Annotated in this window: 23 protein-coding genes; 14 read left to right on the top strand and 9 right to left on the bottom strand. The window is 46.7% G+C overall.

The window, feature by feature from the left end:
• Window positions 1–38: 38 nt before the first annotated feature.
• A complete protein-coding gene (locus JSU04_01865; protein MBS1969020.1) occupies window positions 39–1115 on the bottom strand; it encodes a type IV pilus twitching motility protein PilT in 1077 nt (358 codons plus the stop codon).
• Window positions 1116–1231: 116 nt separating this feature from the next.
• Here JSU04_01865 and JSU04_01860 point away from each other — a divergent pair, with 116 nt between their 5' ends.
• The 9 genes from JSU04_01860 (at window position 1232) to rimO (ending at window position 11117) form a co-directional block, all read left to right on the top strand.
• Window positions 1232–2764 (top strand): Rne/Rng family ribonuclease, encoded by a 1533-nt coding sequence (locus tag JSU04_01860; GenBank protein MBS1969019.1) that lies wholly within the window; start codon window positions 1232–1234, stop codon window positions 2762–2764.
• Between the two features lie 48 nt (window positions 2765–2812).
• Window positions 2813–4603: a hypothetical protein gene (locus JSU04_01855; protein ID MBS1969018.1), complete on the top strand. Its 1791-nt coding sequence runs from the start codon at window positions 2813–2815 to the stop codon at window positions 4601–4603.
• A 229-nt stretch (window positions 4604–4832) separates the two neighbouring features.
• A complete protein-coding gene (rplU, locus tag JSU04_01850) occupies window positions 4833–5414 on the top strand; it encodes a 50S ribosomal protein L21 (protein MBS1969017.1) in 582 nt (193 codons plus the stop codon).
• A 30-nt stretch (window positions 5415–5444) separates the two neighbouring features.
• Complete coding sequence (gene rpmA, locus JSU04_01845) at window positions 5445–5705, top strand: 50S ribosomal protein L27 (protein ID MBS1969016.1); 261 nt, start codon at window positions 5445–5447, stop codon at window positions 5703–5705.
• A 117-nt stretch (window positions 5706–5822) separates the two neighbouring features.
• Window positions 5823–6851, top strand: a complete 1029-nt coding sequence (gene obgE, locus JSU04_01840) for a GTPase ObgE (protein MBS1969015.1) — start codon at window positions 5823–5825, stop codon at window positions 6849–6851.
• 1 nt (window position 6852) lies between these two features.
• Window positions 6853–7866 (top strand): nicotinate (nicotinamide) nucleotide adenylyltransferase, encoded by a 1014-nt coding sequence (gene nadD, locus JSU04_01835; GenBank protein MBS1969014.1) that lies wholly within the window; start codon window positions 6853–6855, stop codon window positions 7864–7866.
• Window positions 7867–7869: 3 nt separating this feature from the next.
• Window positions 7870–8340 (top strand): 23S rRNA (pseudouridine(1915)-N(3))-methyltransferase RlmH, encoded by a 471-nt coding sequence (locus tag JSU04_01830; GenBank protein ID MBS1969013.1) that lies wholly within the window; start codon window positions 7870–7872, stop codon window positions 8338–8340.
• Between the two features lie 723 nt (window positions 8341–9063).
• Window positions 9064–9747 carry an outer membrane lipoprotein carrier protein LolA gene (locus JSU04_01825; GenBank protein ID MBS1969012.1) on the top strand — a complete coding sequence of 228 codons (684 nt, stop codon included), beginning with the start codon at window positions 9064–9066 and terminating at the stop codon, window positions 9745–9747.
• A complete protein-coding gene (rimO, locus tag JSU04_01820) occupies window positions 9744–11117 on the top strand; it encodes a 30S ribosomal protein S12 methylthiotransferase RimO (protein ID MBS1969011.1) in 1374 nt (457 codons plus the stop codon). Before JSU04_01825 ends, rimO begins: the two co-directional genes overlap by 4 nt.
• On the opposite strand, the gene JSU04_01815 is transcribed toward rimO, so the two are convergent.
• Window positions 11118–12167: a tetratricopeptide repeat protein gene (locus tag JSU04_01815; protein MBS1969010.1), complete on the bottom strand. Its 1050-nt coding sequence runs from the start codon at window positions 12165–12167 to the stop codon at window positions 11118–11120.
• 91 nt (window positions 12168–12258) lie between these two features.
• On the opposite strand from JSU04_01815, the gene JSU04_01810 reads away from it, so the two are divergent.
• The 3 genes from JSU04_01810 (at window position 12259) to JSU04_01800 (ending at window position 15209) form a co-directional block, all read left to right on the top strand.
• On the top strand, window positions 12259–13053 hold the full coding sequence (locus JSU04_01810; GenBank protein MBS1969009.1) for a hypothetical protein: 795 nt from the start codon (window positions 12259–12261) through the stop codon (window positions 13051–13053).
• A 151-nt stretch (window positions 13054–13204) separates the two neighbouring features.
• Window positions 13205–13612, top strand: a complete 408-nt coding sequence (locus tag JSU04_01805) for a DUF2203 domain-containing protein (GenBank protein MBS1969008.1) — start codon at window positions 13205–13207, stop codon at window positions 13610–13612.
• Window positions 13587–15209 (top strand): NAD+ synthase, encoded by a 1623-nt coding sequence (locus JSU04_01800; protein ID MBS1969007.1) that lies wholly within the window; start codon window positions 13587–13589, stop codon window positions 15207–15209. Before JSU04_01805 ends, JSU04_01800 begins: the two co-directional genes overlap by 26 nt.
• Window positions 15210–15267: 58 nt before the next feature.
• On the opposite strand, the gene JSU04_01795 is transcribed toward JSU04_01800, so the two are convergent.
• On the bottom strand, window positions 15268–15888 hold the full coding sequence (locus JSU04_01795) for a 3'-5' exonuclease (GenBank protein MBS1969006.1): 621 nt from the start codon (window positions 15886–15888) through the stop codon (window positions 15268–15270).
• 23 nt (window positions 15889–15911) lie between these two features.
• Between JSU04_01795 and JSU04_01790 the strand changes: the two genes are divergently transcribed.
• A complete protein-coding gene (locus JSU04_01790) occupies window positions 15912–16214 on the top strand; it encodes a (2Fe-2S)-binding protein (GenBank protein ID MBS1969005.1) in 303 nt (100 codons plus the stop codon).
• Window positions 16215–16233: 19 nt separating this feature from the next.
• Here JSU04_01790 and JSU04_01785 read toward each other — a convergent pair whose 3' ends face one another.
• From JSU04_01785 to ndk, 6 genes are read right to left on the bottom strand one after another with little or no spacing between them, the layout of a single operon-like run.
• On the bottom strand, window positions 16234–17442 hold the full coding sequence (locus tag JSU04_01785) for a hypothetical protein (GenBank protein MBS1969004.1): 1209 nt from the start codon (window positions 17440–17442) through the stop codon (window positions 16234–16236).
• Window positions 17442–18758: a glycosyltransferase family 39 protein gene (locus JSU04_01780; GenBank protein ID MBS1969003.1), complete on the bottom strand. Its 1317-nt coding sequence runs from the start codon at window positions 18756–18758 to the stop codon at window positions 17442–17444. The genes JSU04_01785 and JSU04_01780 overlap by 1 nt, the downstream gene beginning before the upstream one ends.
• Window position 18759: 1 nt before the next feature.
• Window positions 18760–19830: a helix-turn-helix domain-containing protein gene (locus tag JSU04_01775; protein ID MBS1969002.1), complete on the bottom strand. Its 1071-nt coding sequence runs from the start codon at window positions 19828–19830 to the stop codon at window positions 18760–18762.
• Entirely contained in the window at window positions 19830–20585 is a 756-nt protein-coding gene (locus JSU04_01770) for a tetratricopeptide repeat protein (protein MBS1969001.1), read from the bottom strand. Before JSU04_01770 ends, JSU04_01775 begins: the two co-directional genes overlap by 1 nt.
• Before the next feature lie 21 nt (window positions 20586–20606).
• Window positions 20607–21782, bottom strand: coding sequence for a class I SAM-dependent RNA methyltransferase (locus JSU04_01765; GenBank protein MBS1969000.1), 1176 nt, complete (start codon window positions 21780–21782; stop codon window positions 20607–20609).
• An 11-nt stretch (window positions 21783–21793) separates the two neighbouring features.
• A complete protein-coding gene (gene ndk / locus JSU04_01760) occupies window positions 21794–22219 on the bottom strand; it encodes a nucleoside-diphosphate kinase (GenBank protein ID MBS1968999.1) in 426 nt (141 codons plus the stop codon).
• A gap of 151 nt (window positions 22220–22370) precedes the next feature.
• Between ndk and JSU04_01755 the strand changes: the two genes are divergently transcribed.
• Window positions 22371–23837 (top strand): DUF1254 domain-containing protein, encoded by a 1467-nt coding sequence (locus tag JSU04_01755; protein MBS1968998.1) that lies wholly within the window; start codon window positions 22371–22373, stop codon window positions 23835–23837.
• Window positions 23838–23998 lie beyond the last annotated feature (161 nt).

The raw sequence follows: 23998 nt of genomic DNA, 5'->3' as shown, positions 1-23998 counted from the left end.
GGCACAAAAACTTAGCGGCTCTTTCGAGCCGCCAGGGATTAACCAATTTTCGTTGCGCCACCAGGACCGGCAACGGTCGTGTCGCCCTCTTTGCCGAGGAACGTTTTTGCGTCGTGTGCAGAAACCTTTCCTTTTCTAACCAAATCTTCAATGTATTTTTCGAAAAGAATCATACCACTAGAAGATCCTGTTTGCATTGCCGAAGGGATTTGATGGATTTTGCTCTCACGAATCAAGTTACCAATCGCTTTGGTATTTCTCATGATCTCGTAGGCGGCAATACGGCCTTGACCATCCGCGCGAGTAAAGAGTGTTTGCGCGATAACTCCACGCAAGCTCTCCGCGAGCATCGTTCTGATCTGCTGTTGCTGGCCAGAAGGGAAAACGTCAATGATACGGTCAATTGTTTTTGCCGCACTGTTGGTGTGCAGAGTTCCGAACACGATGTGTCCCGTTTCCGCAGCCGTCAATGCAAGAGAGATCGTTTCCAAGTCACGCAACTCACCCACGAGCAAGATATCCGGGTCTTCGCGGAGCGCGGCTTTCAACGCATTGGCGAAAGACTTCGTGTGGCTACCAACTTCACGTTGGTTGATAAGAGATTTGATGTTTGGATGCACGAACTCGATCGGGTCTTCAACCGTGATAATGTGTGCTTCACGAGTGGCGTTGATATGATGGATCAATGACGCCAGAGTCGTCGACTTACCAGAACCCGTAGGACCTGTCACAAGAATCAAACCTTTTTCGCAATCGATAACGTCCATGATTGCCGGTGGCAAATTCAACTCTTGAGCTGTTTTAATCTTCTCTGGAATGATACGAAAGACGGCACCAAGACCTTTACGCTGCATGAAAATGTTGCAACGGAAACGGCCAACGCCTGCGAGTGTATAAGCGCAGTCGAGTTCCCATTTTTCGATGAAAGACTTTTTCTGTTTTTCGCTGAGAATTTCAAAGATCAAACCTTGAACGTCTTGGCTAGAAAGTTCGCGATAATTCAAAGCAATCATGTTACCATGAAGGCGAAGATATGGCGGGGCACCACTTGTAATGTGAAGATCCGATGCGCCTTGATCGACCATCAGTTTAAATAGTTCGTCTATCGTTGCCATGTTCACCCTTTCACGCAGGTTTTCACTTATCTTTTCGGCGAAAACCCCTTAAAATTTAAATACTCATTGCATTTGTACGCCGAACTGGACTAAGGACAGGTGAAGAGGTCTTAAGTATGTCAGCAGAAATTCTCATCAATGTTAAACCGCATGAAACTCGCGTTGCCTATATCGAATCTGGCGTGTTGACGGACCTCAAAATCGAAAGAAAAACCTCCCCGACCTTGGTCGGCTCAGTTTATCGCGGACACGTGATTCGCGTTCTTCCGGGAATGCAGGCTGCGTTCGTAGACATTGGTCTAGATAAAGCCGCATTCTTGTACGTCGGTGACATCCGTGAAGATGTCGACTCTGGCGCATATCCTTTCGCGGATTTAGATCGTGACGACGTATTGGGTGCGGATGCAGACACTGAATCACCACCACCTACTTCGCATCACAATAAAACTCCGATCCAAGATTTGATCAAAGAAGGCCAATCTATTCTTGTTCAAGTAGCAAAAGATCCTCTTGGCACGAAGGGTGCGCGTTTAACGACGCATATTTCTTTGCCGGGTCGTTTCGTCGTGTATTTACCAACCGTTCGTCACTTAGGTGTCTCGCGCAGAATCGAGAGCGAAGAAGAGCGTGAGCGTCTTCGTCACATCGTTCAGAAAATCAACCCGCAAGGGGGCGTGATTGTTCGTACAGCGGGCGAGGGTGCGGCTGAAGAAAGCCTTCGTTCTGATATCGAGTATCTTGATCGTCTCGGCAAAGAAGTTTTCAAAAACTACGAAAAGAAGAAAACTCCTGGCTTGATTCACCAAGAGCCCGAGGTTGAACTTCGCGCACTCAGAGACCTGATGAGCGAAAACGTTTCCAGCGTGTGGGTGGATGACGTCGAAATTCACAAAAAAGTTGCGAAATTCGTGACTCAGCTGATGCCCAAGTACAAACAAAACATCGTCTTCTACGAAGAGAAAAAACCTCTCTTTGACCTCTATGATATCGATATCGAGATCTCTCGTTCGATGGAAAGAAAAATGTGGTTGAAGTCGGGTGGTTATATCGTGATTGATGAGGCGGAAGCGCTTGTCGTGATCGACGTGAACACCGGTAAATTTGTCGGCAAAAAAGACCTCGAAGATACGATTTTGAAAACCAATCTTGAAGCCGTTCGCGAGATCGCGCATCAGCTCAGAATTCGTAACTGCGGCGGGATTATCATCATCGATTTCATCGATATGGAAAAAGAATCTCACCGTGAAAAAGTTCTCGATGCTTTGGCCGAAGAACTTCAGCGCGACCGTGCTCGCACCAACATCGTTTCGATGTCGCAGCTAGGTTTAGTTGAAATGACTCGTAAACGTATCCGTCCAAGCCTGATTAAAACCTTGTGCGAGCCATGCTCCTACTGCGAAGGCAAAGGCTACATTAAACGCAAATCAACGATCGCAAACGAGATCTTCCGTGAGCTTGAGCGCGACGCCGGCATTCTTGAAAACAAAAAGACCAACATCGTTGTTCACTGTCATGCAGAAGTGGTGGATTGGATCTACGAAATGGAAGGCGAAAGCCTTGAACATGTCGAGAAAAAACTCGGCCGCTCCATGGCGTTTAAAATTGAGCCAAACTACCACATCGAGCAGTACGAGATCTTCTTCGTTTAAGCCAAAAGTCCCGTCTTGTAACCATGGAAGAACGCCGATACGTTGTCCATGGTACGCTGGATACTTACACTAGCTATATTCTTCTTGGGAGCAACAGGACTCGCTGCCGATACCTGCAGTCCTTACGATAGCCAATTTGCTTTAACCCATTTGGATCAATTGCAGAATCATACCTGCGAAGAAGTTAAAAAATCCCAAGAGTGCCAGCAGGTTTACACTCAAATCAAAGCCGAAGGCGGCGACCCTAAAGACTACGAGCTTCAATGTAAAGATCGCGGGCAACTCATGCGCGCTTTGGAAAATTACGCGAACATTCAAGCGGGTTGTGCACTCGGCGGCTGGAACTTCGTAAAAGACACATTCGTCGGTTTAGGTACGGCCATCGGCGAAGGCGTTGCGAAGATGGTTGTCGATGCTCAACAAGAAAAAGCCGACAACGAAAAGTGCGACAAAGATCCAAAGCTCAAAAAAGCCATCTACACCAGTTACAACTCAACAGTGCCAAAGATGTTGCAAGTGGAAGTGCCGGCAGACGAAGTTTTCAGCCGGGTGCCATGCGCTCAACTCAAAGCGGGCTTACGAATGATGCAAACTCGCCAAGGCTTTGTGGCAATGGACAAAGTTCGCTCTCGTATCACAGATACAAATGCCAAGTTTAATCCTGAAGAGAAAGAATACGTCGACTGGATTAAGAAGATGAACTCGCGCGAAAGCAATGGGCCGAGCGCCGTTGAGCTCGCAAAAAAGAAGATTCATGAGCTGGGTGTAAAGTACGAATGCTATAACACTCTTCGTGCAACAGCGATGATCTGCGAAGGAATGCTTTCAGTAGGCACGATTGCAGCAGGTGGCGTTGGTATCGCGGCAAAAGTGGCCCGCATTGCAGGGGTTGCTAGCAAAGCGGAAAAAGTCGCAGCCGCTTCAAATCTCGCGAAGGCCGGAGAGGCCGAGAGAGCTGTTCAATCCACTGGCAAAGTCGAAGAACTCGTCAGCAAGGTCCAAGCGGCGGATCGCCGGGGAGCAGGTGGCGCGGGCCAAGCTCTGACAAGCCAAGCACAAAAAGAAGAAATTCTAAATATTGCGGGCTCAATGACCAATCAAGAGCGTGTCTCTGCATTTGAAGGCATCACAGGTCGCAAACTGACAGTCGATGAGGCCAACCAACTACAGAAGATGCACGAAATCGGCACTGTCGAAGGCCGCACCTATTCGACACTGACAAAGAAGGACCTGGAAGCTAAGGCAAAGCTTGCTTCTGAGATCAACCCGGCAACGGGCAAAGCCTATTTCACCAAAGAAGAAACTAATATTTTGATGAGAAATGGTATCACCGGTTGGTCTGAGGCCGACAAGCTCAAGGCCTATACCAAATATTCGGAGCTTGCGGCAAAGAACGACTATTCTCAGTATTATCGTCTTCATGCGGAAGCTTCCAGTGCTCTAGGTAAAACGCAAGAAGCTCAAGCCGCTTACAAAAAGGCCTACGCCGCTTTAGTTAAAGAAAATAAGGTAGATTTTTCAAATCCAACGGCCGCTCGCCAGAAGCTCTCTTCGATGAGCGAGCGTGATCTGGGGGAGCTTGAGAGCCTCTCGGCCTTTTCCGGAAATACCGAAAAGCTCGCCGAAGTCACAAAAGCTAAGTGGAACGCCATTGAGCGAGACATCCGCAGCCAACGTCAGTACAGAAACGGCCCAGGCGCCTCCCAGGTGATGGAGTCGACGGTCCATGCGAGCTACCAGGAGCTGCAAATGGCCGCTCGGAGCGCAGATCCGATGATTAAAAAAGCCGCAGAAGAGAGGATCAAAGCCATGAAAGTGGCCTTCCCTGGTTTGAAATAGTCCAGCAAATTTCGCCTGACATGTCCGTCACAAAAGCAGGCTAACCCACCGAAATCACAACAGCATTGTCCACACGAAGGCGCCGATAAATTCGGTTGCTTTCGCGGGGCACCCAAGATAATCTCTCCTACTCTCCGAAGTTGCCTAAAAAATAGATCTAATCAGTTGACAAAGACTGGTGCAAGGTGGCATTTACACATGGCTTATTTCGGGTAGCTGGAGGTTATTCATGTACGCAATTATTCGTACCGGCGGAAAACAATATAAAGTTCAAGCAGGTGATGTTCTTCAAGTAGAAAAGCTTGAGCAAGATCTTGGTAAAGAATTCGATATCACTGAAGTTCTCATGATCGGCGGCGATGCTGCTGTTATCGGTCAACCAGTAGTTAAGAATGCGAAAGTAACTGTTGTAGTTACTAAGCAAGCTCGCACTCGCAAAGTGATCGTATTCAAAAAGAAACGTCGCCAAGGCTATCGCCGTTTCAACACTCATAAACAAGATTTCACAGAAATTTTCGTTAAGGCGATCACATCTCCAGACGGAAAATCTGTTAAAGCTGAATCAACTGCAAACGTAACTGACATCGCAGCAGCACGCGTACAAAGAATCGCTGATAAACAAGCGGATCGTAAAGCACGCGCTGAAGCAGCAGTAGGTGGCGGTAAAGCTGCAGCTGAAACTTTGAAGACAGAAGCTAAAAAAGTTGCTAAAAAGAAAGTAGCTAAAAAGGCGACAGCTAAGAAAGCTACTAAGAAGCCAGCAAAAGCCGGCGCTAAGAAAAAAGCAGCTAAAAAAGCTACTAAAAAGTAATTTCTAATTTATTTGAACGAGGTATAGGTCATGGCAAGTAAGAAGGCCGGCGGTAGTACGAAGAATGGTCGCGATTCACAGAGTAAGCGACTTGGTGTAAAAAGATTCGGTGGCGAGCAAGTTCTCCCAGGTACAATCATCGTTCGTCAACGTGGTACAAAGTTCCACCTTGGCAACAACGTGAAAATGGGACGTGACTACACTATCTATTCAGTTATCGATGGATTGGTTAAATTTGAGCGTTTCTCTAAAGAGCGTTTCAAAGTTAGCGTTTATCCTAAAACTGCGTAATTGATACAACTCGTCAATTAGGTTTGTACAAGCAAAGCTAATTCCAGTAGTTAAAGAGGGGCCGATGTTCGGTCCCTTTTTGCATTTGAGCCCACTTGATTTGGGCGCGGTATTCCTATGAAGTTTATTGATGAAGTTACAATCACAGTTTCCTCGGGTCACGGTGGCCCAGGCGCCGTTAGTTTCCGTCGCGAATCGATGATGCCACGTGGTGGTCCTGATGGTGGTGACGGCGGCAAGGGTGGTGACGTTGTCCTCAAGGCTTCAAAGCACGTAAATTCTCTGATTGATATTCGTCATAACAAAAAATATCCAGCTGAAGATGGTCATCCAGGCACGGCTTCAAAAAGTTCGGGCGCCAATGGACAAGACATGGTTCTTGTTGTTCCTGAAGGAACTCTCATTCGTAATATGGATGGCGAAGTTCTAGTGGACATGACTGGCATCGAAGAATACACGCTCCTTAAAGGTGGTCGTGGCGGTAAAGGAAATCATTTCTTTAAAACCAGCACGAACCAAGCTCCAGAGCACGCTCAACCTGGCGAAGACGGTGAAGAGCTTGAAATTAAACTAGAGCTTAAGCTGATCGCTGACGTGGGTATCATCGGTTTTCCGAATGCAGGTAAGTCGACTTTAATCTCTCGTATTTCAGCGGCGAAGCCAAAAATCGCAGATTATCCATTTACCACGTTAACACCAAACTTGGGTGTTGTGAAAGCGGCGGACTTTAAATCCTTCGTCGTTGCCGACATCCCAGGACTGGTTAAGGGCGCGCATCAAGGCGTTGGTTTGGGAATTCAGTTCCTAAAACATATCGAGCGCACTCGGTTCTTTATTCACTTGGTGGATGCATCCGGCTTGTCTGGCCGGGATCCAGTTCAGGACTATGAAGATATTAACTATGAACTTGAAAGATACGATGAAGACAGTGCGGATAAAGAGGGTTTCTTCTCTTTGCGCGATCGTCCTCAGCTCGTAGTACTTAATAAAATTGATACATTGAGTTCCGATCAACTCGAGAAATTAAAATCCACTTTCAAAAAGAAAACGGGCGTTGAGCCGTTGGTGATTTCTGCAGTGACCGGAAAGAATATTAAAGAACTAGTCATTGAATTGACTCGTAAGGTTTTCCAAGAGGACAAGTAGTATGAGAGTCGGTATTTTCGGCGGAAGTTTTAATCCACCACACATGGGCCACATCAACAGTCTTTTGACTGTGCAGAAAAAAGCGGGTCTCGATAAGATTCACGTGGTTCCTGCGGCTCAAAACCCGTTGAAAGTTCCGATTGCGGGCCCTTCTAACGAACAACGCTTGGAGCTCGTGAAACTTGCTTTGAACACCTACGGTAAGCAGTTCTTCGTTGATGACCAGGAAATTAAACGTGGTGGCTTAAGCTATACAATTGATACGGTTCAAAATCTTCGTAAAGACGTCGATCCTGAAGATTTGTTCCTTATTATCGGTGCGGATCAATTCGAAGAATTTAGCCAGTGGAAAGACTATCAAAAGATTCTTACTGAGGCGAACTTGATCGTCACAACTCGTCCAGGCTGGGATATCCCAAGCGAAGCTGATGAGTTGCCTGAGTTCTTAAAGTCTCTTGTTGCTGAATACGATTTCAACTTCATCGAGCTCACAACTGGCCGTAACGTTCAGTTCATCCGTCTGCAAGACGTTGAGGTTTCTGCGACTGAAGTTCGTAAGCTTTTACGCACGGGCCGTCCGGTTGAAAAAGTATTGCCGTTGTCAGTTGAAAACTACATCAAGGAACATAAGCTTTATCGTCCGATCGGTGAAAAAGTCGGCGACTTCGAAAAGTTCACTGAGTTCTGCGGCCGTGTTCTTTCTGAAAAGAAAGCGATCCAAGTTCGTGGGTTTGACCTGACGACATTGGCAGCTCCTACGGAATACTCTTTGATCGCTTCTGGTACGAGCACGCGTCATGCGGTTTCATTGGCTGAGAATGTTGTCGAAGCTGTAAAAGACGAATACAACGTCCTTCCACTCAGTGTGGAAGGTATCGAAGAAGGCCGTTGGGTTCTTGTGGACTATGGTTCTTTGATTGTTCACGTGTTCTATGATTTCGTTCGCCAAGAATACTCTCTGGAAAAGCTCTGGAAAGATGGCCGCGAATTGAGTCTTAAAGACGCTGCTAACTAGTCTATGAAATTTGTCTTATACAACCTTGCCACTGCTAAAGAGGCCTGGGCGGACGAAGCCGCGAGGTTGTATACGCAAAAGATATCGCACTTTAATCCCTTTGAAATTCTAACCCTCAAGCCGAAGAAGTCCTCTCGTGACGAAGCGGCTGTGAAAAAGAAGGAAGAATCCGAGTTGATTCTTTCCTCGTTGAGCAACGACGACTTTGTGATCTTGTTTGATGAGCGGGGAAAGTCCTTTAACTCGATTGAGTTTTCCAAAAAAATTGAGAGCGTTCTTTCAAGCTCTAAGAAACGCGCGGTTTTCATTATTGGCGGTGCCTATGGTGTTTCTGATGAAGTTCGCAGCCGGGCCCAGCTGGTTGTGACACTTTCACCGATGGTAATGAATCACCTGTTGGCACAAACAGTGGCGCTTGAGCAAATCTATCGAGCGTTTACGATCATTAGAAATCTTCCTTACCACAACTCTTAGGAACCATTTTTGCTTCTGACAGAGGCATGTTTCTCAGTGAAAAACTGCTTTGGTTTGGTCTTCGTGGTTGTCTGTATTGCGGATCTCTAGATCGCGGACCGGACGGGCTTTGTGCGTTTTGTTCAGAAGACCTCTGGAATTGGCAGCAACAGGATGGTGGGCTTTTCCACCAACACATCCACAAACTCCCGGTCGAAGCCTTGTTCAAATGGATCCCTGGCAAACAGGAAGTACTGTCGAAACTTATTCGCGCGTTGAAAGGGTCGGGTGGGAAAAAACTTTGGCAGCATTATGCCGAGGAATTTCTTCGCAGGCACTGGAGTGAAAAGGCGTCTGGCAAACAGTATCTGCTGATTCCAGCACCCTCACGGAACGGCTGTGAAGATCACGCCCATTACTTTGTCCAAGCTCTTGTAGACGGGGGCGTAGGCTGTGAGCTCTACAATTGTTTGTCGAGGGTAGAGTCCACCGGATCGCAGAAAAAGCGCACGCGCTCGCAGCGTGAACGGACCGCTATGGAGTGGGCTGAAAATTTTACACAGAGGGACTTCAACGCTAAAAGTGCGGGAAAGCACGTTATATTCGTCGACGATGTCGTGACCACCGGATCAACAGCGCGGGCTGCGTGGCGTACTCTCGGGAAGCCTAGAGATTTTGCAGTCTGGGCCTTGGCGCAGAGGGGCCTCTCTTGCGGAGCGTCCAGGGATTTGATATAAGAACTGAATGTCTAAATTCCCCATTTTACTCTCTATTTTGGTGTTCGTTGGTATGGGCCCTACTTTCGCGGCCGTAGCAAAGAGCAAAGAGAAAAAGCCCGCATCTGCTGTTTCAGTTCTCAAAGAAGTTAGCAAAAAATATCGCAACAGCAAGCTCGTGAAAATTGAAGCGGATAAAAAAGTAACGTCAGAACTTTTAGGTAAGACGACGAACTACGAAGGCGAGATCTACTTGTCGCAAGGAAAGTTCCGCTGGGAAAACGAAACTCCTGAGCAAACATTGTTGCTATTCGATGGTGATACAATCTGGAACGTTCAGTATCCACCGAAAGATCTCGGCGGCCCTGTGCAAGTTGCGAAAGCAAAGTTGGATAAAAACACAAAGTCGCAAATCTTGATTTCAACTTTGATCGGTAAAGAACCTATCGACAAGAACTTCAAAGTGATCAGCGAAAAATCTGACAAAGAAACTCTGAATGTCGAGCTTCAGCCGCTTTCAGGCGATCTGCGGGTGAAGGGCTTAACCCTTGACGTGGATTTGAAAACTAAGCAGATCAAAAAGATCTCGTACAAGGATGACGTCGATAATACGACGGAAATTCAGCTGAAGAAAACAGAATTTATTTCTAAAGAAAACAAAGATCTCTTCAAATACAAAATTCCGAAAGACGCTCAGGTAACAAATCTATGAAGCAGGAAATTACAAACGGCACTAAAAAAGTTCACTTTATCAGTCTCGGTTGCCCGAAGAATCTCGTCGACTCTGAGATCATGGCCGGCACGTTGCTAAAAGATGGCTTTGAAGTTGTAGGTGACCACAGCGAAGCTGACACGGTGATCGTCAACACATGCGGTTTCATCGAGGACTCTAAAAAGGAATCCATTCAAAGAATTTTGGAAATGGGAGAGCTCAAGAAGTCTGGCCAGTTGAAAAAGGTTGTGGTCGCGGGCTGCCTTACTCAGCGTTATAAAGATGACTTGGTTGAAGGTCTGCCAGAAGCCGATCTTTTCGTCGGTTCTGGTGAATTCCAGAATATCGCTAAGATCTTGCGTAATAACGATGCTGGCGAGAAGAAAAAGACATTCTTTAATCTTCCGACCTACCTTCAAGAAGAAGCGACTCCGCGCGTGAATTCTCAGCCGGGTCACAGAGCTTATTTGAAAATCTCTGAAGGTTGCATGAAGCGTTGTGCGTTCTGTGCGATTCCTTTGATCCGCGGTAACTTGCAATCTCGTACAATCGCTAACGTTGTGAACGAAGCAAAACTTCTTGCTGCGGGCGGCGTGAAAGAACTCATCATCATTAGCCATGACTTCACAGACTATGGCTGGGATCTTCGCCGTAAGAACCCAGAAGCAAAAGAAAGCCCAGTAGAGCTTCTTCGCGCACTCACTGAAGTTGAAGGCATCGAGTGGATCCGTCTTTTGTACCTCTATCCAGATGGTATCACTCCTGAGATGATCGACCTTATTAAGAACAACAAGAAACTTGTTAAGTACTTCGATATGCCTTTGCAGCATATCAACGATGCTGTTCTGAAGTCGATGAATCGTAAGATGACTCGTAAAGAGATCGAAGAGGCTTTGAGAATTATCCGTACGGAAATTCCCGATGCTGTGATTCGTACTCAGTTCATCGTTGGTTTCCCTGGTGAAACAGAAGAGCAATTCGAAGAGCTTCTTGAGTTCATCGCTGAGCAACAGTTCGATCGCGTTGGTTGCTTCCAGTATTCTCCAGAAGAAGGCACTCCGGGCGGTAAGATGGATGCCCAAGTGGATGAAGAGACAAAACAACAGCGCTTTGAAGCTGTGATGGAAGTTCAACAGAACATTTCTCGCGAAAAACATCGCGCGTTCATCGGTAAGACGGTGGAAGTTCTGGTTGAAGGTTTCTCTGAAGAGACAGACTTGCTCTTGCAAGGCCGTACTTCTCAGCAAGCTCCAGACATCGACGGTGTTGTTTTGATTAACGACGGCGAAGCGAAAGTCGGCGACATGGTGAAAGTCCTTGTTACTGACAGCATGGAATACGACCTCATCGGTGAGATCGTACCTCAGTAATTAATATCCCGAGCAGGCTTCAGAAGCAGTCTCAAACTGCTTCGTCCAAGTGGCCTCTTTTGTATTTCTTAGGGCCGTGGTGGCTTTTCTAAAACTCACTGCGGTCTTATTGTCGAGCTTGCAGGCTTTTTTGTAAGCATCCAAAGCCACATCATACTTGTGAATTTCAAATGAAGACTTTGCGTAACCCAACCAGCAACGCGAGGATTTTGCGTCAGCAACCGTGCAAGCTTGATAGTACTTGCTGGCTTCGAGATAGTTCTTCTGAGTTTCGATGAGGTTCGCGTAAGTGTACTGCGCGAGTTCAGACTTAGAATGCGCGTCTGCAGCCGATTTAAGGGTCTTCTTGGCCTCGTCAGTGTCACCAGCATGCAACTGGGTCACGCCTAAATTAACGTAGTTGTCGGCGATTTTAGGGTCTTTTTGAATGGCTTCCTTACAATCGGACAGTGCTTGGTCTTCTTGATTGTCTTTGGTGTTTATATCGCACAACTTTGTAAGAAATTCTGCCTTACGGCCGATATTCACGAGCATATCTTGGTACAAAATCCGAAGCTCGTAGTTGTTCTTCTTTTTCTCGTACATTTCAGCGAGTTTTTCGTAGGCCGGCTGATATTTTGGATTGATCTCGAGAGACGTTTTTAAAGCCTCCAGAGCGTCGCTGTCCTTCTTATTCATCATAAGATAGGCGCTTCCAGAGAGGTAGAATGCCTCGTAGTCTTTTGGATTCTTGCCGGTCAGGATGTTTGTCACCTTCAGAATGTTATTCGGCTCTTTCTTTTTCTCGTGGGCCACGGCGAGAAGCAGGAGCTCTTTTCGCTCAAGCTTATCGATATTTTTCCACAATAAGTCGGTGACCTTGTCGTACTCACCCTTCTTAAAAGCGGCTTCAGCCGTCGCCAGCAAATTAGCTTCTGGAGCCATTGCCGGAGATGCGGCAGGGGCTGGGCTTTTGGCGGTGTTCGCGGCCCATGCTGTGATTTGAATTGAGACGGCGACCGCAACAAAGGCTAGTCTTATCAAGCTTTTGTAAACTAGGGGTGTATTCATATGATATATTATTACCTAAATGGCCCTCTCAGACATAGTGCAGAAATATAAAAAGCAGTCCAGATTATTCCACAGCCGAGGGCAGGCGTTGGTGGAGTACGTTCTTCTTCTCGTCGTGACGGTTTCCATACTCTTAGCGGTCGTTTATCAGATCTTCCGTCCTTTCCAGAGCTTCGTAAAAAGTTATATGGGCGATTACGTTGCTTGTTTGCTGGAGACAGGGGAGCTACCAAGTTTAGGTAACCCAGATTCGGAAGCACTCTTGTCTGACGAAGGTTGCGATTCCAAATTCGAGGCGGCCACTTTGGCAAGCGGGCGGCCATCTAAGTACGACTCTCAAGGCACTAACACGGCAACAAAGTCTGACCCCAGCAGCTATGAAAGTTCTGGTAGCGGCGGTGGCGGCGGAGGTGGTGGCGTTTCGCCATCTTCGGCAACAAACTCACGAAACAATCTTTTGATTGCCTCGATGAAAAAGAAAACTGCAACCGAATCTGGTGGCGGTGCAAATGACAAAGTGACAGACATTCCAATTGAGAATGGCAGTAAGTTTTATAATCGCAAGGATTCCTATTCCCAAGATGGTGTCACAAAAGATGGGAAGCGAACATATGTGCCGATTACCGGACTAACTGAAGAAGAAAAAAAGAAAAAAGAACGTCAAGAAAACACTCGTAGGACAGTAGCGAGTGGAGAAAATCTCGAGGGGCCACCTAAGAAAACTGCTGTGAAACCTCCTGCTCCGAAAGTGGCGAAGGAGGCGGAAGATGAGCCAATGACGTTTGGTAATTTCTTCAGATTTTTGTTAATTGCCGCGATTGTCATCGCCATCATCGTTGTGCTCGGATCGCAGGCACTTCGAATCGCAAAGAGTCAGGAAAAATAAGCTCAACACACTGCAAGCATAATTGTTTTCCGGTGCTTCGGAAATTTCTTCACGCGACATCTTAACTTGTCTGTAATTTTCGATATTGATTGCATGGAAAATCCGTTTGCTACATATCACTAGCTCTGCAAGACAATCCGGGGGGAAATCGGTGGAGAATGTGATTGAGATCAATCGCAAAAAAGTATTTATGCATCATGAGGTGTCACAACTCCTCCCGCTGGTTTACCGTTTGACTGAAGAAGCTCAACAAGAAGTTCGTAAGATCATCAATTTTATCGATGCACATACTGATAAAAAATGCCGTGCGGTCCATGAGCTCGAAGCTCGACTCAATGAAATTGTCACTCGTTGGCAAATTAAGATCGAAAAGCTGGGCGGGGAGCCAAAAGGCCTCTGGCTTGCTGACTTTGACAGCGGAGACGGGTACTTTTGCTGGAAGTTCCCGGAAACTGAAATTAATTATTGGCATGGCTACCAAGATGGATTCACCGGGCGTATACTGATCAAAGAGAAAAGCAGGCCCGAACTATATGAGAATAGCAATAGCTCAAATTAATCCGACTCTTGGTGATTTCGCTTACAACTACGAAAAGATCATAGAATTTATCAAACGCGCACAAGAAAAAGACTGCGAAATGGTCGTCTTTCCGGAGTGCGCTCTTTTCGGCTATCATCCCTACGACCTCTTAGAACGCACGAAAGTGGTTCTAGAGCAGGAAAAATTCCTTCAGAAAATTCACAAACAAATCCCAAAAGGAATGGGCGTATTTGTCGGGGCATTCACTCGCAATCCGGCGAAACTCGGCCGTCCTTACTTTAACTCTGCAGCCTTTATGGTGAAGGGTGAAAAGATCAAGTTTTTCAACAAGCAACTTTTGCCGACTGGCGACGTTTTCGATGAAGCGCGTTTCATTCAACCAGGCTCGATGAAGAACAACTATCTGACGTTTAAAGGCAAACGTTTCTTCGTGACGATTTGCGAAGATATTTGGGCGTGGCCGGACGCAAAGGGACGCTCACCGTACGTTAAAAATCCGATCACGGAAGTGCCGAAGAAAAAAGTGGATATGGTGATCAACTTGAGTGCCTCTCCCTTCTTTCCAGGAAAGCTGAAGCAGCGTGAGTATGTCACTTTGAAGACGGCGCAGTACTTTAAGGCTCCGATCTTGTATGCAAACCTTGTGGGCGCCCAGGATGAAGTTATTTACGATGGCGCGAGCTTCGTATTAAGCCCTCAAGGCAAAGCGCTTATGCGCTGCCATGAGTTCGAAGAAGATCTCAATGTCATTAACGTCGATACTTTGCAGGCTTGGTCGCAATCAGAAATGATCAAGGGACCTGAGCTTCTTCGTAAAGCTCTTGTTTTGGGGATGCGTGACTTCTGCCGCAAGATAGGCATACAGAAGATTCACATGGGTTTGAGCGGCGGCATTGATTCTGCAGTGACGGCGTGTTTAGCGGTTGAAGCTTTAGGCTCAGGCAATGTTTCTGCAGTCGCAATGCCGGGACCATTTAGCGCAGCAAAAAGTTTGAAGCTCGCTGAAGAGCTCGCAAAGAACTTGATGATACAGTTAACGACGGTTTCTATTAACGACACCTATCAAACAATTACAAAAGATCTCGAGAAATCTTGGAATTTGAAAGAGTTCGGAGTGACTCAGGAAAACATTCAGGCGCGTTTGCGCGGAATGATTCTGATGGCTTATTCGAACAAAGAGAATTCGCTGCTTATTACGACGAGTAATAAAAGCGAGTACGCAGCTGGTTACTCGACGATGTACGGTGATATGTGCGGAGGCCTTGCGCCGCTGGGTGATTTGACGAAAAAACAAGTTTACCAATTGGCCGATCTTTACAACGCACAAGCGGAAGTTATCCCACAAGAGATCATTGATCGCGCGCCAAGCGCAGAGCTTCGTCCGAATCAAAAAGATCAAGACACTTTGCCGCCATATGATGAATTAGATGCAGCGGTAGTAAACCTTGTTGAGCATTCAGCAGCGGCGAAAACAAAAGCTGAAAAATGGCTACTACCTGTGATCATGCGTACGGAGTTTAAGCGTTGGCAGGCTCCGCCGATTCTGAAAGTGTCAGAGCATTCGTTTGGGCGCGGTCGTCGCTGGCCAATTGCTCATAAAGCGAAAGAGGCATAAAAAAAGGCACCACATAGGTGCCTTTTTTTATGCCTTCAATTTTTTATTGTCATCAGAGCTAAAGCAAACCGCCGAAGAGATCCATTTGCTTTGGCTGTCTCACGATTTGCGGGAAGCGAAGTTCTGGCTTACCAGTTAAGGCTACCAAGTTTGCAACTTGAGGAGCTTGGCCTGCCACAGAGATTCTTTTAATCATGTGGAAGAAAAGCTGACCGCAATAAGAAGCATCCTCTTCCGCTCTATGGAAGTCTGTGCTTGGGATTTTCAAGTACTGAACCAACGTTCCTAATTTGTAGTTTGGAAGGCCAGGAAATACTTTTCTTGCGATAGGCAAAGTATCCAAGATCACGCCTTTTGGCGCTAAGGCTTCATACTTCTTAATATCTGCAGTCAAAAACTGAGAGTCGAAGGGTGCATTGTGCGCAACCAACATATCTTCACCGCAGAACTCTGCAAAGGATGGCAATACGGATTCGATCAACGGCTTTCCTTTAACCATGTCGTCAAAGATACCATTTACTTTTGAAGCTCCTGCAGGAATAGGCCGTTGAGGGTCAACGAGGGTCGCAAAGATGGCCTCAGGAGCACCGTTTACAAAGCGCACGGCTCCGATTTCAACGATTTGATCAACACCAGGAACTGTACCAGTAGTTTCTAAGTCAAAAGCTATGAATCTCATAAAATCATTGATACATATTTGGTATGCCGATTTCAATAAAGTTCCTGCCAGAAAATAGGCTTGTCGATGCGAGTCAAGACGAGAGCATTCTTGAGGCAGCTTTACGTGCAGGCCTTGAAATATCGCATAGTTGCGGGGGCAATGGCACCTGCGGAACCTGCCGTGTGTGGGTTCGTGAGGGCCTGAGCGCCCTGCCAGCGCGCAATGAGGTCGAACAGGAGATGGCCGAGGATCGAGGATTTCAGCCTCAGGAGCGGCTTTGCTGTCAAAATCAGCCCATTCCTGGTCTTATATTAGAAATTCCTGTCACGGACTTCGAAGAGTAGATTGTAAAATCTAAATAAACTAGGGCGTTACGTAAAACGGATTTGCATAAATCCAGCTGATCCAACGATTGGCATCCGGCAATGGCATGGAAACGGCGATACGCACCTGTACACGATAAACACCAGGTTCTGTGATTGGCACACTCACTTCAGGATCATTGAAAGTACGGAAGCGCTCACCATTTTTATAGATCACGATTTCGAAGAAATTTTTCGGAGGTCCTGGAATATGAACATTGAGGCTCATACCTTTACTCAGTTTTACTTGCGAGCCCATTAAGTACGAACGGCCGCGATCTTCAATGGTTGCAACAAAACCTTTTGGATCACCTAGCGCATCGAAGGCTAAATAGAATTGCCCTTTCTTAAGAGCCGTTAAAATCTTCTGGCGATCGCTGTTCAAATTGCCCGTGAGCTCTGACGATAAAAGCACGTGATTTGTCGCGATTTCAAAGTTGCGCTGATAGCTTGGGAATCTGATCAGATAATTCGCCAGAGGAATCGCCCGCGCAGAGGCCTCGGCACCGGCAAAGCCATAGATTTTTTGATGTGTAGAAGTTTTGTCAAACAATGAGATCTCTTCACTGGGCTCCAAGAAAAGACGGGCGAGGGCGAACTCTGGATTAAACGGATAAATCAAGAAGCTCCAAATAACCGAAGCCTTCGAAGCCTGCCATGCTTGAACGGAAAGACTTTTGACGTTGATGAGTTCCATGCCATCAAGACCTGGCGGCAGATCTCCGTTCCAAGTAAAACCCAAATGGTAAGGATGCGCTAAAATTGAAAGAGAATCCTTATTGCCGGCCTCTTTCTGGGTGAGCATATCGGCGAAACGAATTTGTGCTTCGCCCAGATTTTTGCCAATGACGTCCTTCACTGGAGAATAGAAGATCAAGCGAGAGTCCAGATAGCTGTATTTACCGCCGTTGAGAAACAATACATTTTGTGAATAGCTGTCGTTGTGAACGTTCTCTGCAAAAGCATTCAGATCCGTGAGGATCACAAAATCAATTCCGGCTTGCTTGGCTGCGGTTGCAATTTGTTGCGGAGAAGAAGACCCGATACTGATATCAGAGTGGACGTTGATCACTCCGCGATAGTCAAAATAAGCTGCCGGCGTCTCGCGTTTTAATTTTTGCGGGATGACGCTGATTTCATATGTCGAGATATAAAACCCGTACACGAAGTACGAGATCAGCAAAAATGTAATGCCGATGATAAACTTGATCATTTAGAAACCTTCACGACTAAGAAAAACGGCTCAATTTCTTTTACTACAGAGATTTTATACCCTGCTTTTTCGACCCAGTCAGGTATCTCGCTCCAATTTTCTTGGACAAGATAGAAACTGTCTTCCTGCGGCAAAGATTGCGGGAGAGAGTCGTAGAAATCGTGGCGGCTCATGTCGCGAAGTTTGTAGATAGGTGTCTTGTTTTCGTACCAAATAGTGGAAGCGATCTGATAGGTGCCTGCATAAAGGGGTTGATATTCCTGCTGCAGACTAGCGAGCGGCCGGAAACGGAATTGCTCGCGGAAGGGTTTTGCCACCGGATTGTTCTTAGGCAGCAAAAGAGCAGATGAAAATCCGAAGATATAAAACGCAAGCCAGAATCCTGAGGTCCATAGAGCAACCTTCTTGGCATTCGGCGCAAAAAGGACCAAGGCAAAAATCACCGGGAACGCCGTATTTGGCCAATTGAGCTCCACAGTTCCGCGGAAGGATGAAAGAAAGAAAAATAAAAGCGGACCCCAGCCGAGATACTGCAAGAATTTAAAATCCCGCGGTGGTTTTGCTCGAAGGGCCGCATAAATCACCGCTGGGAAAAGAAGAATAACTTCAGCAGCGACGTATCCCAGCGTCCAATCCGGTGTCCAGTTGGCTTTACCAAGACCGTGGTCAATCTGAAATCTGAACGAAGCAAAATCGTTTTGAATATTCCACATAATCACAGGGAGCGAGCAGAGCAGTCCGCCCGCCACTGTCAGCAAGAGCTTCTTCAGAGAAACTTCGCGCCAGCGCTTTTCAAATAGCAAATAGGCTAAGATGAAAGGAACAAAAAGGACGATGTGATACTTGCTGCAGAAACCTAAACCAAGTGAAGCTCCAAGCAGGAAATAATCGCGGGCTTTTTGGTGGTACAAACACTGCTGAAAGAAATAAATCGCCAGCGACCAAAAGAGCAAAAGCGGTACATCCGGCGTTCCCACCATAGAGCCAAAGCCTACGAGGGGAGAGAAGAAGGCAAGTGCATACCAGTACTTATATTTATCCCAGGAAAATTGCGGTTTTAAAATATAATACCAGACCAGAAACGTCAGATGACCAATGAGAACCGTCGGCAAGCGTAATAGCTGACCGTAAGGCTCAAGCCAATGTCCTAAATAAAATAACCAAGCGACAAATGGGGGGTGGTCGAAGTAACTGAGCTGCATGTGGTGCGACCACATCCAATAGTAGGCCTCATCGGGACTCAGCGGGAGTAAAGCCGCGAGTCCGATTTTGAAGAGCAAACTGAGGATCCAAATCTGTAAAAACTGTCGCACTTTAGAAATTTAATTTTACCGGTTTACCGAGGTTTCCTGGAATACCAAGATCTTTTCCGTTAACGATGACATTAACAGCGCCACCATTGCTGATGTTGAGTTTGAGACCCGTTTTACTTTTGAAAGTATGTACTTGCTCTGCGCTCAAAGTAATTTTCTCTGTTTTTCCATCTTTTGTCGAGACTTCCACCTCAACGTTATCCAAGGCTTCGAGGATAACTTCAACCGGTTTGTTTGCCGGAGTTGGTGAAACTGTTGGCGACGCACTTGGTGATGGACTTGGAGTCGGTGTTGCGGTCGGCGTCGCAGTTGGTGACGGACTTGGTTTAGGAGTCGGCGTCGGAGTTGCTGAGTGAACCGGTGTAGGAGTTGGCGTCACTTTTGGCGTTGCTGTCGCGACTGGTGTAGCTGTTGCTGCTGGAGTGTGAAAAGGAGTTGGTGTGCTGAGTGGAGTGCTCATTGCGGTCGCCATTGGTGATGGAGACGGTTGAGCTAAGCCCATAGCTGCTTCTGCGGCAGGAGCATTTGGCTCCGGAGTCGCCTCAGAAGGCGGCAGCGGAGTCGTGACTTCGACCTCCGAGACAGCACCCTCTTTTTGATACTTATCAATCATCTTCTTAGTGAAAACAATCAAACCAACAAGAACCAAGCCAAGCGCTGTAAACGTGACTGTCTTAGAGTTGCTATTTTTGTTGGCGAGATTGCTATAGGTTTTCTCCTGAGCAGGAGTAGAGCCACGAGGAGTTTGTTGCGTCGACTCTGAGCCCTTTTTATCTTGTTGCATGGATTCCAATGTGGAATCTTGCTCAGGCATTTGAATCAATGGGCTCGGCTTTGTAGTGCCCATTTCATCTTGGAAAATGCGCAAGACTTCGTTCACGTCCAGGCGCAGGTAGTTCGCATAACTTTGCACGAAACCACGAAGGAAAGTCTTTGCAGGAAGTTGATTCGCATCACCGTCCTCGATCGCTTTCAAAACCTTGCTGCTGATTTTCAATGAAAGGGCGATTTCATTGATTGAAAGTCCCTTTTGTTCTCTGGCTTTCTTGAGGATCTCCCCGGTGCGTTTCATTATTCTGCCTTCCTTAGCATATCAAGCATCGCCTTAGATTTCTCTCGGTATTTACCTTCCGGATACAGCTTCACAATTTCAGAAAAACGCGCCATTGATTTATCCTTATCGCCCAAGCGATAGTAGGTCAGAGCGCTGTAGTAGTGAGGTTCATCGTAAAGAGCGCGCTGGCAGAACCCAATGGCAGTATCGAGTGCTGGTGCGGCTTTGTCGTATTCTTTCATTTCGAAAAAGGAACGCCCGTAATAAGCGTTTGCAATGCAGTTGTCGCGAGAAGCGTTGATCGCGTGTAGGAAGCTCTCTTTCGCATCTTTATAGTTTTTTTGATTGAACTGAGCGAGCCCCATGTTGACGTAAGCCTTGTCGACGGACGGATATGTCAAATCATCGATCACGATCTGAACCTCTTTTTCCGCTTCGGAAAACTTTCCTTCTTCGATCAGGACGCGGCTTAAGTTGTTACGCGCTTCGCTGTATTTGGGATTCAGACCAATAGCTTTACGCATGTGTTTCTCTGCAAGATCGTAACGTTGGCGCATGAAGTACACCAGTCCGAGATTATTTTGAATTGCAGGATTTTTTGGATCTAGCTCCTCGGCTTTTAGTAGAGCGCTGAGTGCCGCAGGATAGTTGCCATTGCCAAATTGTGTACTACCCATCTGTAAGAAGAGTTCAGCTTTTTCTGAGTCTGATGCGCTGGTAGTTGCACAAGCAGCTAAGATAAATAGTGAGAAAGTCAGGATTATTTTGGCCATGTAACCAAGTTAAGCACTCACTCACAGAGTGTCAACGGCTAGCTCTGCTATGGTCTCGACGTGGTCGGTTTGCGGAAACATTTCGAAGCATTGGACTCGGCGCAATTTGAGTTTGCGTGAGCTAGACGTTTGTTCTTGAGTGGCGAAAAAATACTTCAAATCGCGCGCAAGGGAGGCCGGATGACAACTAATATAGATAATTCGCTCTACACCGGCGCGTGCAAGCGCTTGCATAACGGCTTCATCCGCTCCCGCACGAGGAGGATCTAACAAAACCAGGTCCTTCGGCTGGAACTTTGTTTTCTTCATGAACGATTCGACATCAGACAAATAGAACAGCACTCGTTTATTGAGAGAGTCGTCCTTTTGAATTTTATCTTTCGCTCGTTGAACCAGCTTGGAGTCTAGTTCCGCAGCGGTGACCGGAAGATTCGGATATTGAGCAGCGAGGGGGAAAGTAAAATTTCCGCTGCCAGCATAAAGATCAAAAATACGTTCATATTGAGGGCCTCGACTCCAGTCGAGCGCCGTTCGCAAGAGGTCTTCATTTTGAAAACGATTTACTTGTGAGAAGCCAACACCTTCTTTTTCTTCGCCCATTAAAAGCCACTGAGGCTTCTCGTACTGATCCAAATAAATTTCAAGACGCTGAATATCTTTGGAGTTCGCGTACTTCTTATCCATTTCAGATTTAATACGGGCAAACTCGTTGGTGATCTTCTCTTCAGTGATGGGGCAATCTGGGGCCTCGACGATTTCGTGGCTTCTTCTTGCGAAGAAACCGAATTTACCACGATGGTATTTCGGCTGAATACGATTGCGATAACGGAGTGAAGGACTTTTCTGAATCGGGAGGTAATTGAAATCGTGGCCCGGTAAAAATTTTTTTAAAATCTCTTGGACCATGATTTGTTTTTGCTGACGCTGTTCGGACTCTTCAAGGTGTTGCCAGTTACATCCACCGCAACGATCTGCGATCGGGCAAGGAGGAGTTCTGCGTGAAGGACCGGGTTTTAAAACCTGAACGATTTGAGCTTCAGCGAAGTTTTTCTTCTTCAGGGTGATTTCAACGAGAAGTTCATCGCCGGGGGCGGCGTCAGGCACAAAAACAACAAAGCCATCGTGGCGGGCAATGCCCGAACCGCCGATGGCCAGTTTTTCTATCGTGACAGTGATCTGTTGTCCCCGTGACGACATCTATTCCGCGACTATACGTTGCAGATTTCTTGTTTTTCGAAGAACAAAGCAAGCTCACGAGCTGCAGACTCAGCAGAGTCAGAACCGTGAACAGCGTTTTCACCAACGTTGTCACCGAACTTAGCGCGAACTGTGCCAGCGTTAGCTTTTTTAGGATCAGTTGCACCCATGATTTCGCGGTTTTTCAAAACTGCGCCTTCACCTTGCAAGCACATAAGCATTACAGGGCCAGAAGTCATGAAGCTAACCAATTCACCGAAGAAAGGACGAGCTTTGTGTTCAGCGTAGAACTCTTCAGCTTTAGATTTTGACAAGATTTGGATTTTCGCAGCAGCGATTTTCAAACCGTTTGCTTCGAACATGCTAACGATATCGCCGATAGCGTTTTTCTTCATTGCGTTTGGTTTAATGATTGAGAATGTTTGCTCAACAGCCATTAGTTGACTCCTTGTGTTAAATTGAATTTAAGATCACTGGGTTTTAACCAAATAAGCCCAGCCTGTCCATGGAATTTCATGGATCTTTCCCAGTTTTGAAATCTTCCCTCGAGACAATATTGGGGCCTTAAAACCCAATAGAGGAGATTTTATGAAATCATCTTTGAGTTCTCTGATAGTCGCGGCTTTAGCCACGGCGATTTTTGCAGCCGGCGGTTGCTCTTCGAAACCCAAAGTTGCCAAAAACCCGGATGATATCCGGCAAATGGCGAAAGAAGCCTATATCTATGGCTACCCACTCGTTTTGATGGATGCTTCTAAGGATGTAGGAACCGGGGTTGCGAGCCCATCCACGGAGCGCTCTGGAGCTAAAGCTCCGATCAACCAGTTTGCTCACTTCAGGGAGTCGCCTGACGACACGTTTACAGACGTTGTTTCTCCGAATGTGGATACGCTCTATTCCATGGCTTGGTTAGATCTTTCTAAAGAGCCTCAGGTCCTTTCGATTCCAGATTCTAATAAAAGGTATTTCCTTGTGCCGATGCTGGATGCTTACACGAATGTCTTTTTCTCTCCGGGTTCAAGAACCACTGGAACGGGAGAGCAAAACTACGTGATCGTGGGTCCTTCATGGAAGGGTGAGCTTCCTAAAGAGTTAAAACGCGTCGATGCACCAACGAATATGGTGTGGGTGATGGCGCGAATGGCTTATAACGGAAAAGCTGACATAAAGAATGTTCAAGCATGGCAGGATAATCTTTCCCTGCGACCGCTCAGTTATTTGGGAAAAGACTATCGTCCGCCAACAGTGGAGGTTTCTCCGAATGTGGATACGAGAACAGCCCCTGCAAAACAGGTTGCTAACATGAGTGGAGCGGCATTCTTCTCGAGAATGGCCGAGCTCTTTAAAACAAATCCACCGGCAGCTGCTGATGGCGACACTTTGAGAAGATTTGCTGGCCTAGGAATTATTCCAGGCAAAACCTACGACCCAAGCGCGCTTTCTGAAGAGGGACGTCGCGCACTGGAAGAAGGTGCTCGTCAAGGGATGGCAGAGATCGTGGCCGAAGGCCGTGATATGAACGGCATCGAAAAGAAAGATGGCTGGGCGTACTCTCGCCATGTTGGTTTGTATGGAACGGACTACAAACATCGTGCAGTTATTGCGATGTTTGGGTTGGGCGCGAACTTAGATGCTGACGCCCTTTATCCGCGTGCGACGACAGATGCGAATGGCAATCCGCTCACCGGAAAAAACAATTACAGAATTCACCTCACGAAGGAAAATCTACCTCCAGTGAGTGGCTTCTGGTCGTTGACGGCGTATACACCTCATCAAAGCCTAGTGAAGAATCCCATCAATCGCTTTGCGATCAATGGCCATGACAAACTGAAATACAATGCCGACGGGTCCCTGGATTTGTATATTCAAAACAAATCACCAGGCAAAGCGAAAGAGGCCAACTGGCTCCCAGCCCCGAAAGATCAATTCAGTCTGATTGCGCGTCTGTATTGGCCAAAAGAAACGGCCTTAAACGGCACATGGAAGATGCCGGGCATTGAAAAGGTTAGCCCCGCACCACGAGTGGGTAGAACAGCCTTGTTAGATCAGCAGTAATAATTCAAGAGATTGAAAATCAAAACCCCGTTATGAGCGGGGTTTTGATTTTCAATCTAAGCTCACAAAATATTTATTTGAATTGCGAGCTTAAATAAAAATATGGGAAGAACTTGTACTAGATGAAAATCTAGTTCGTCAGTCTAATGGTCCTATAAACT

The organism is Bdellovibrionales bacterium (genome assembly GCA_018266295.1).
Lineage (GTDB): Bacteria > Bdellovibrionota > Bdellovibrionia > Bdellovibrionales > Bdellovibrionaceae > JACMRP01.
The sequence above is the reverse complement of the archived record's forward strand: the minus strand, read 5'-3'. Positions and strand labels throughout refer to the sequence as shown.

Excerpts from the sequence above, each read along its gene's own strand:
- JSU04_01775 (MBS1969002.1), bottom strand. The coding sequence starts at position 19,830 with ATGAAACGCACCGGGGAGATCCTCAAGAAAGCCAGAGAACAAAAGGGA.
- rpmA (MBS1969016.1), top strand. The coding sequence starts at position 5,445 with ATGGCAAGTAAGAAGGCCGGCGGTAGTACGAAGAATGGTCGCGATTCA.
- rplU (MBS1969017.1), top strand. The coding sequence starts at position 4,833 with ATGTACGCAATTATTCGTACCGGCGGAAAACAATATAAAGTTCAAGCA.
- JSU04_01855 (MBS1969018.1), top strand. The coding sequence starts at position 2,813 with ATGGTACGCTGGATACTTACACTAGCTATATTCTTCTTGGGAGCAACA.
- JSU04_01815 (MBS1969010.1), bottom strand. The coding sequence starts at position 12,167 with ATGAATACACCCCTAGTTTACAAAAGCTTGATAAGACTAGCCTTTGTT.
- obgE (MBS1969015.1), top strand. The coding sequence starts at position 5,823 with ATGAAGTTTATTGATGAAGTTACAATCACAGTTTCCTCGGGTCACGGT.
- JSU04_01860 (MBS1969019.1), top strand. The coding sequence starts at position 1,232 with ATGTCAGCAGAAATTCTCATCAATGTTAAACCGCATGAAACTCGCGTT.
- rimO (MBS1969011.1), top strand. The coding sequence starts at position 9,744 with ATGAAGCAGGAAATTACAAACGGCACTAAAAAAGTTCACTTTATCAGT.
- JSU04_01770 (MBS1969001.1), bottom strand. The coding sequence starts at position 20,585 with ATGGCCAAAATAATCCTGACTTTCTCACTATTTATCTTAGCTGCTTGT.
- JSU04_01825 (MBS1969012.1), top strand. The coding sequence starts at position 9,064 with ATGTCTAAATTCCCCATTTTACTCTCTATTTTGGTGTTCGTTGGTATG.
- JSU04_01765 (MBS1969000.1), bottom strand. The coding sequence starts at position 21,782 with ATGTCGTCACGGGGACAACAGATCACTGTCACGATAGAAAAACTGGCC.
- JSU04_01790 (MBS1969005.1), top strand. The coding sequence starts at position 15,912 with ATGCCGATTTCAATAAAGTTCCTGCCAGAAAATAGGCTTGTCGATGCG.
- JSU04_01800 (MBS1969007.1), top strand. The coding sequence starts at position 13,587 with ATGAGAATAGCAATAGCTCAAATTAATCCGACTCTTGGTGATTTCGCT.
- ndk (MBS1968999.1), bottom strand. The coding sequence starts at position 22,219 with ATGGCTGTTGAGCAAACATTCTCAATCATTAAACCAAACGCAATGAAG.
- nadD (MBS1969014.1), top strand. The coding sequence starts at position 6,853 with ATGAGAGTCGGTATTTTCGGCGGAAGTTTTAATCCACCACACATGGGC.
- JSU04_01830 (MBS1969013.1), top strand. The coding sequence starts at position 7,870 with ATGAAATTTGTCTTATACAACCTTGCCACTGCTAAAGAGGCCTGGGCG.
- JSU04_01755 (MBS1968998.1), top strand. The coding sequence starts at position 22,371 with ATGAAATCATCTTTGAGTTCTCTGATAGTCGCGGCTTTAGCCACGGCG.
- JSU04_01795 (MBS1969006.1), bottom strand. The coding sequence starts at position 15,888 with ATGAGATTCATAGCTTTTGACTTAGAAACTACTGGTACAGTTCCTGGT.
- JSU04_01865 (MBS1969020.1), bottom strand. The coding sequence starts at position 1,115 with ATGGCAACGATAGACGAACTATTTAAACTGATGGTCGATCAAGGCGCA.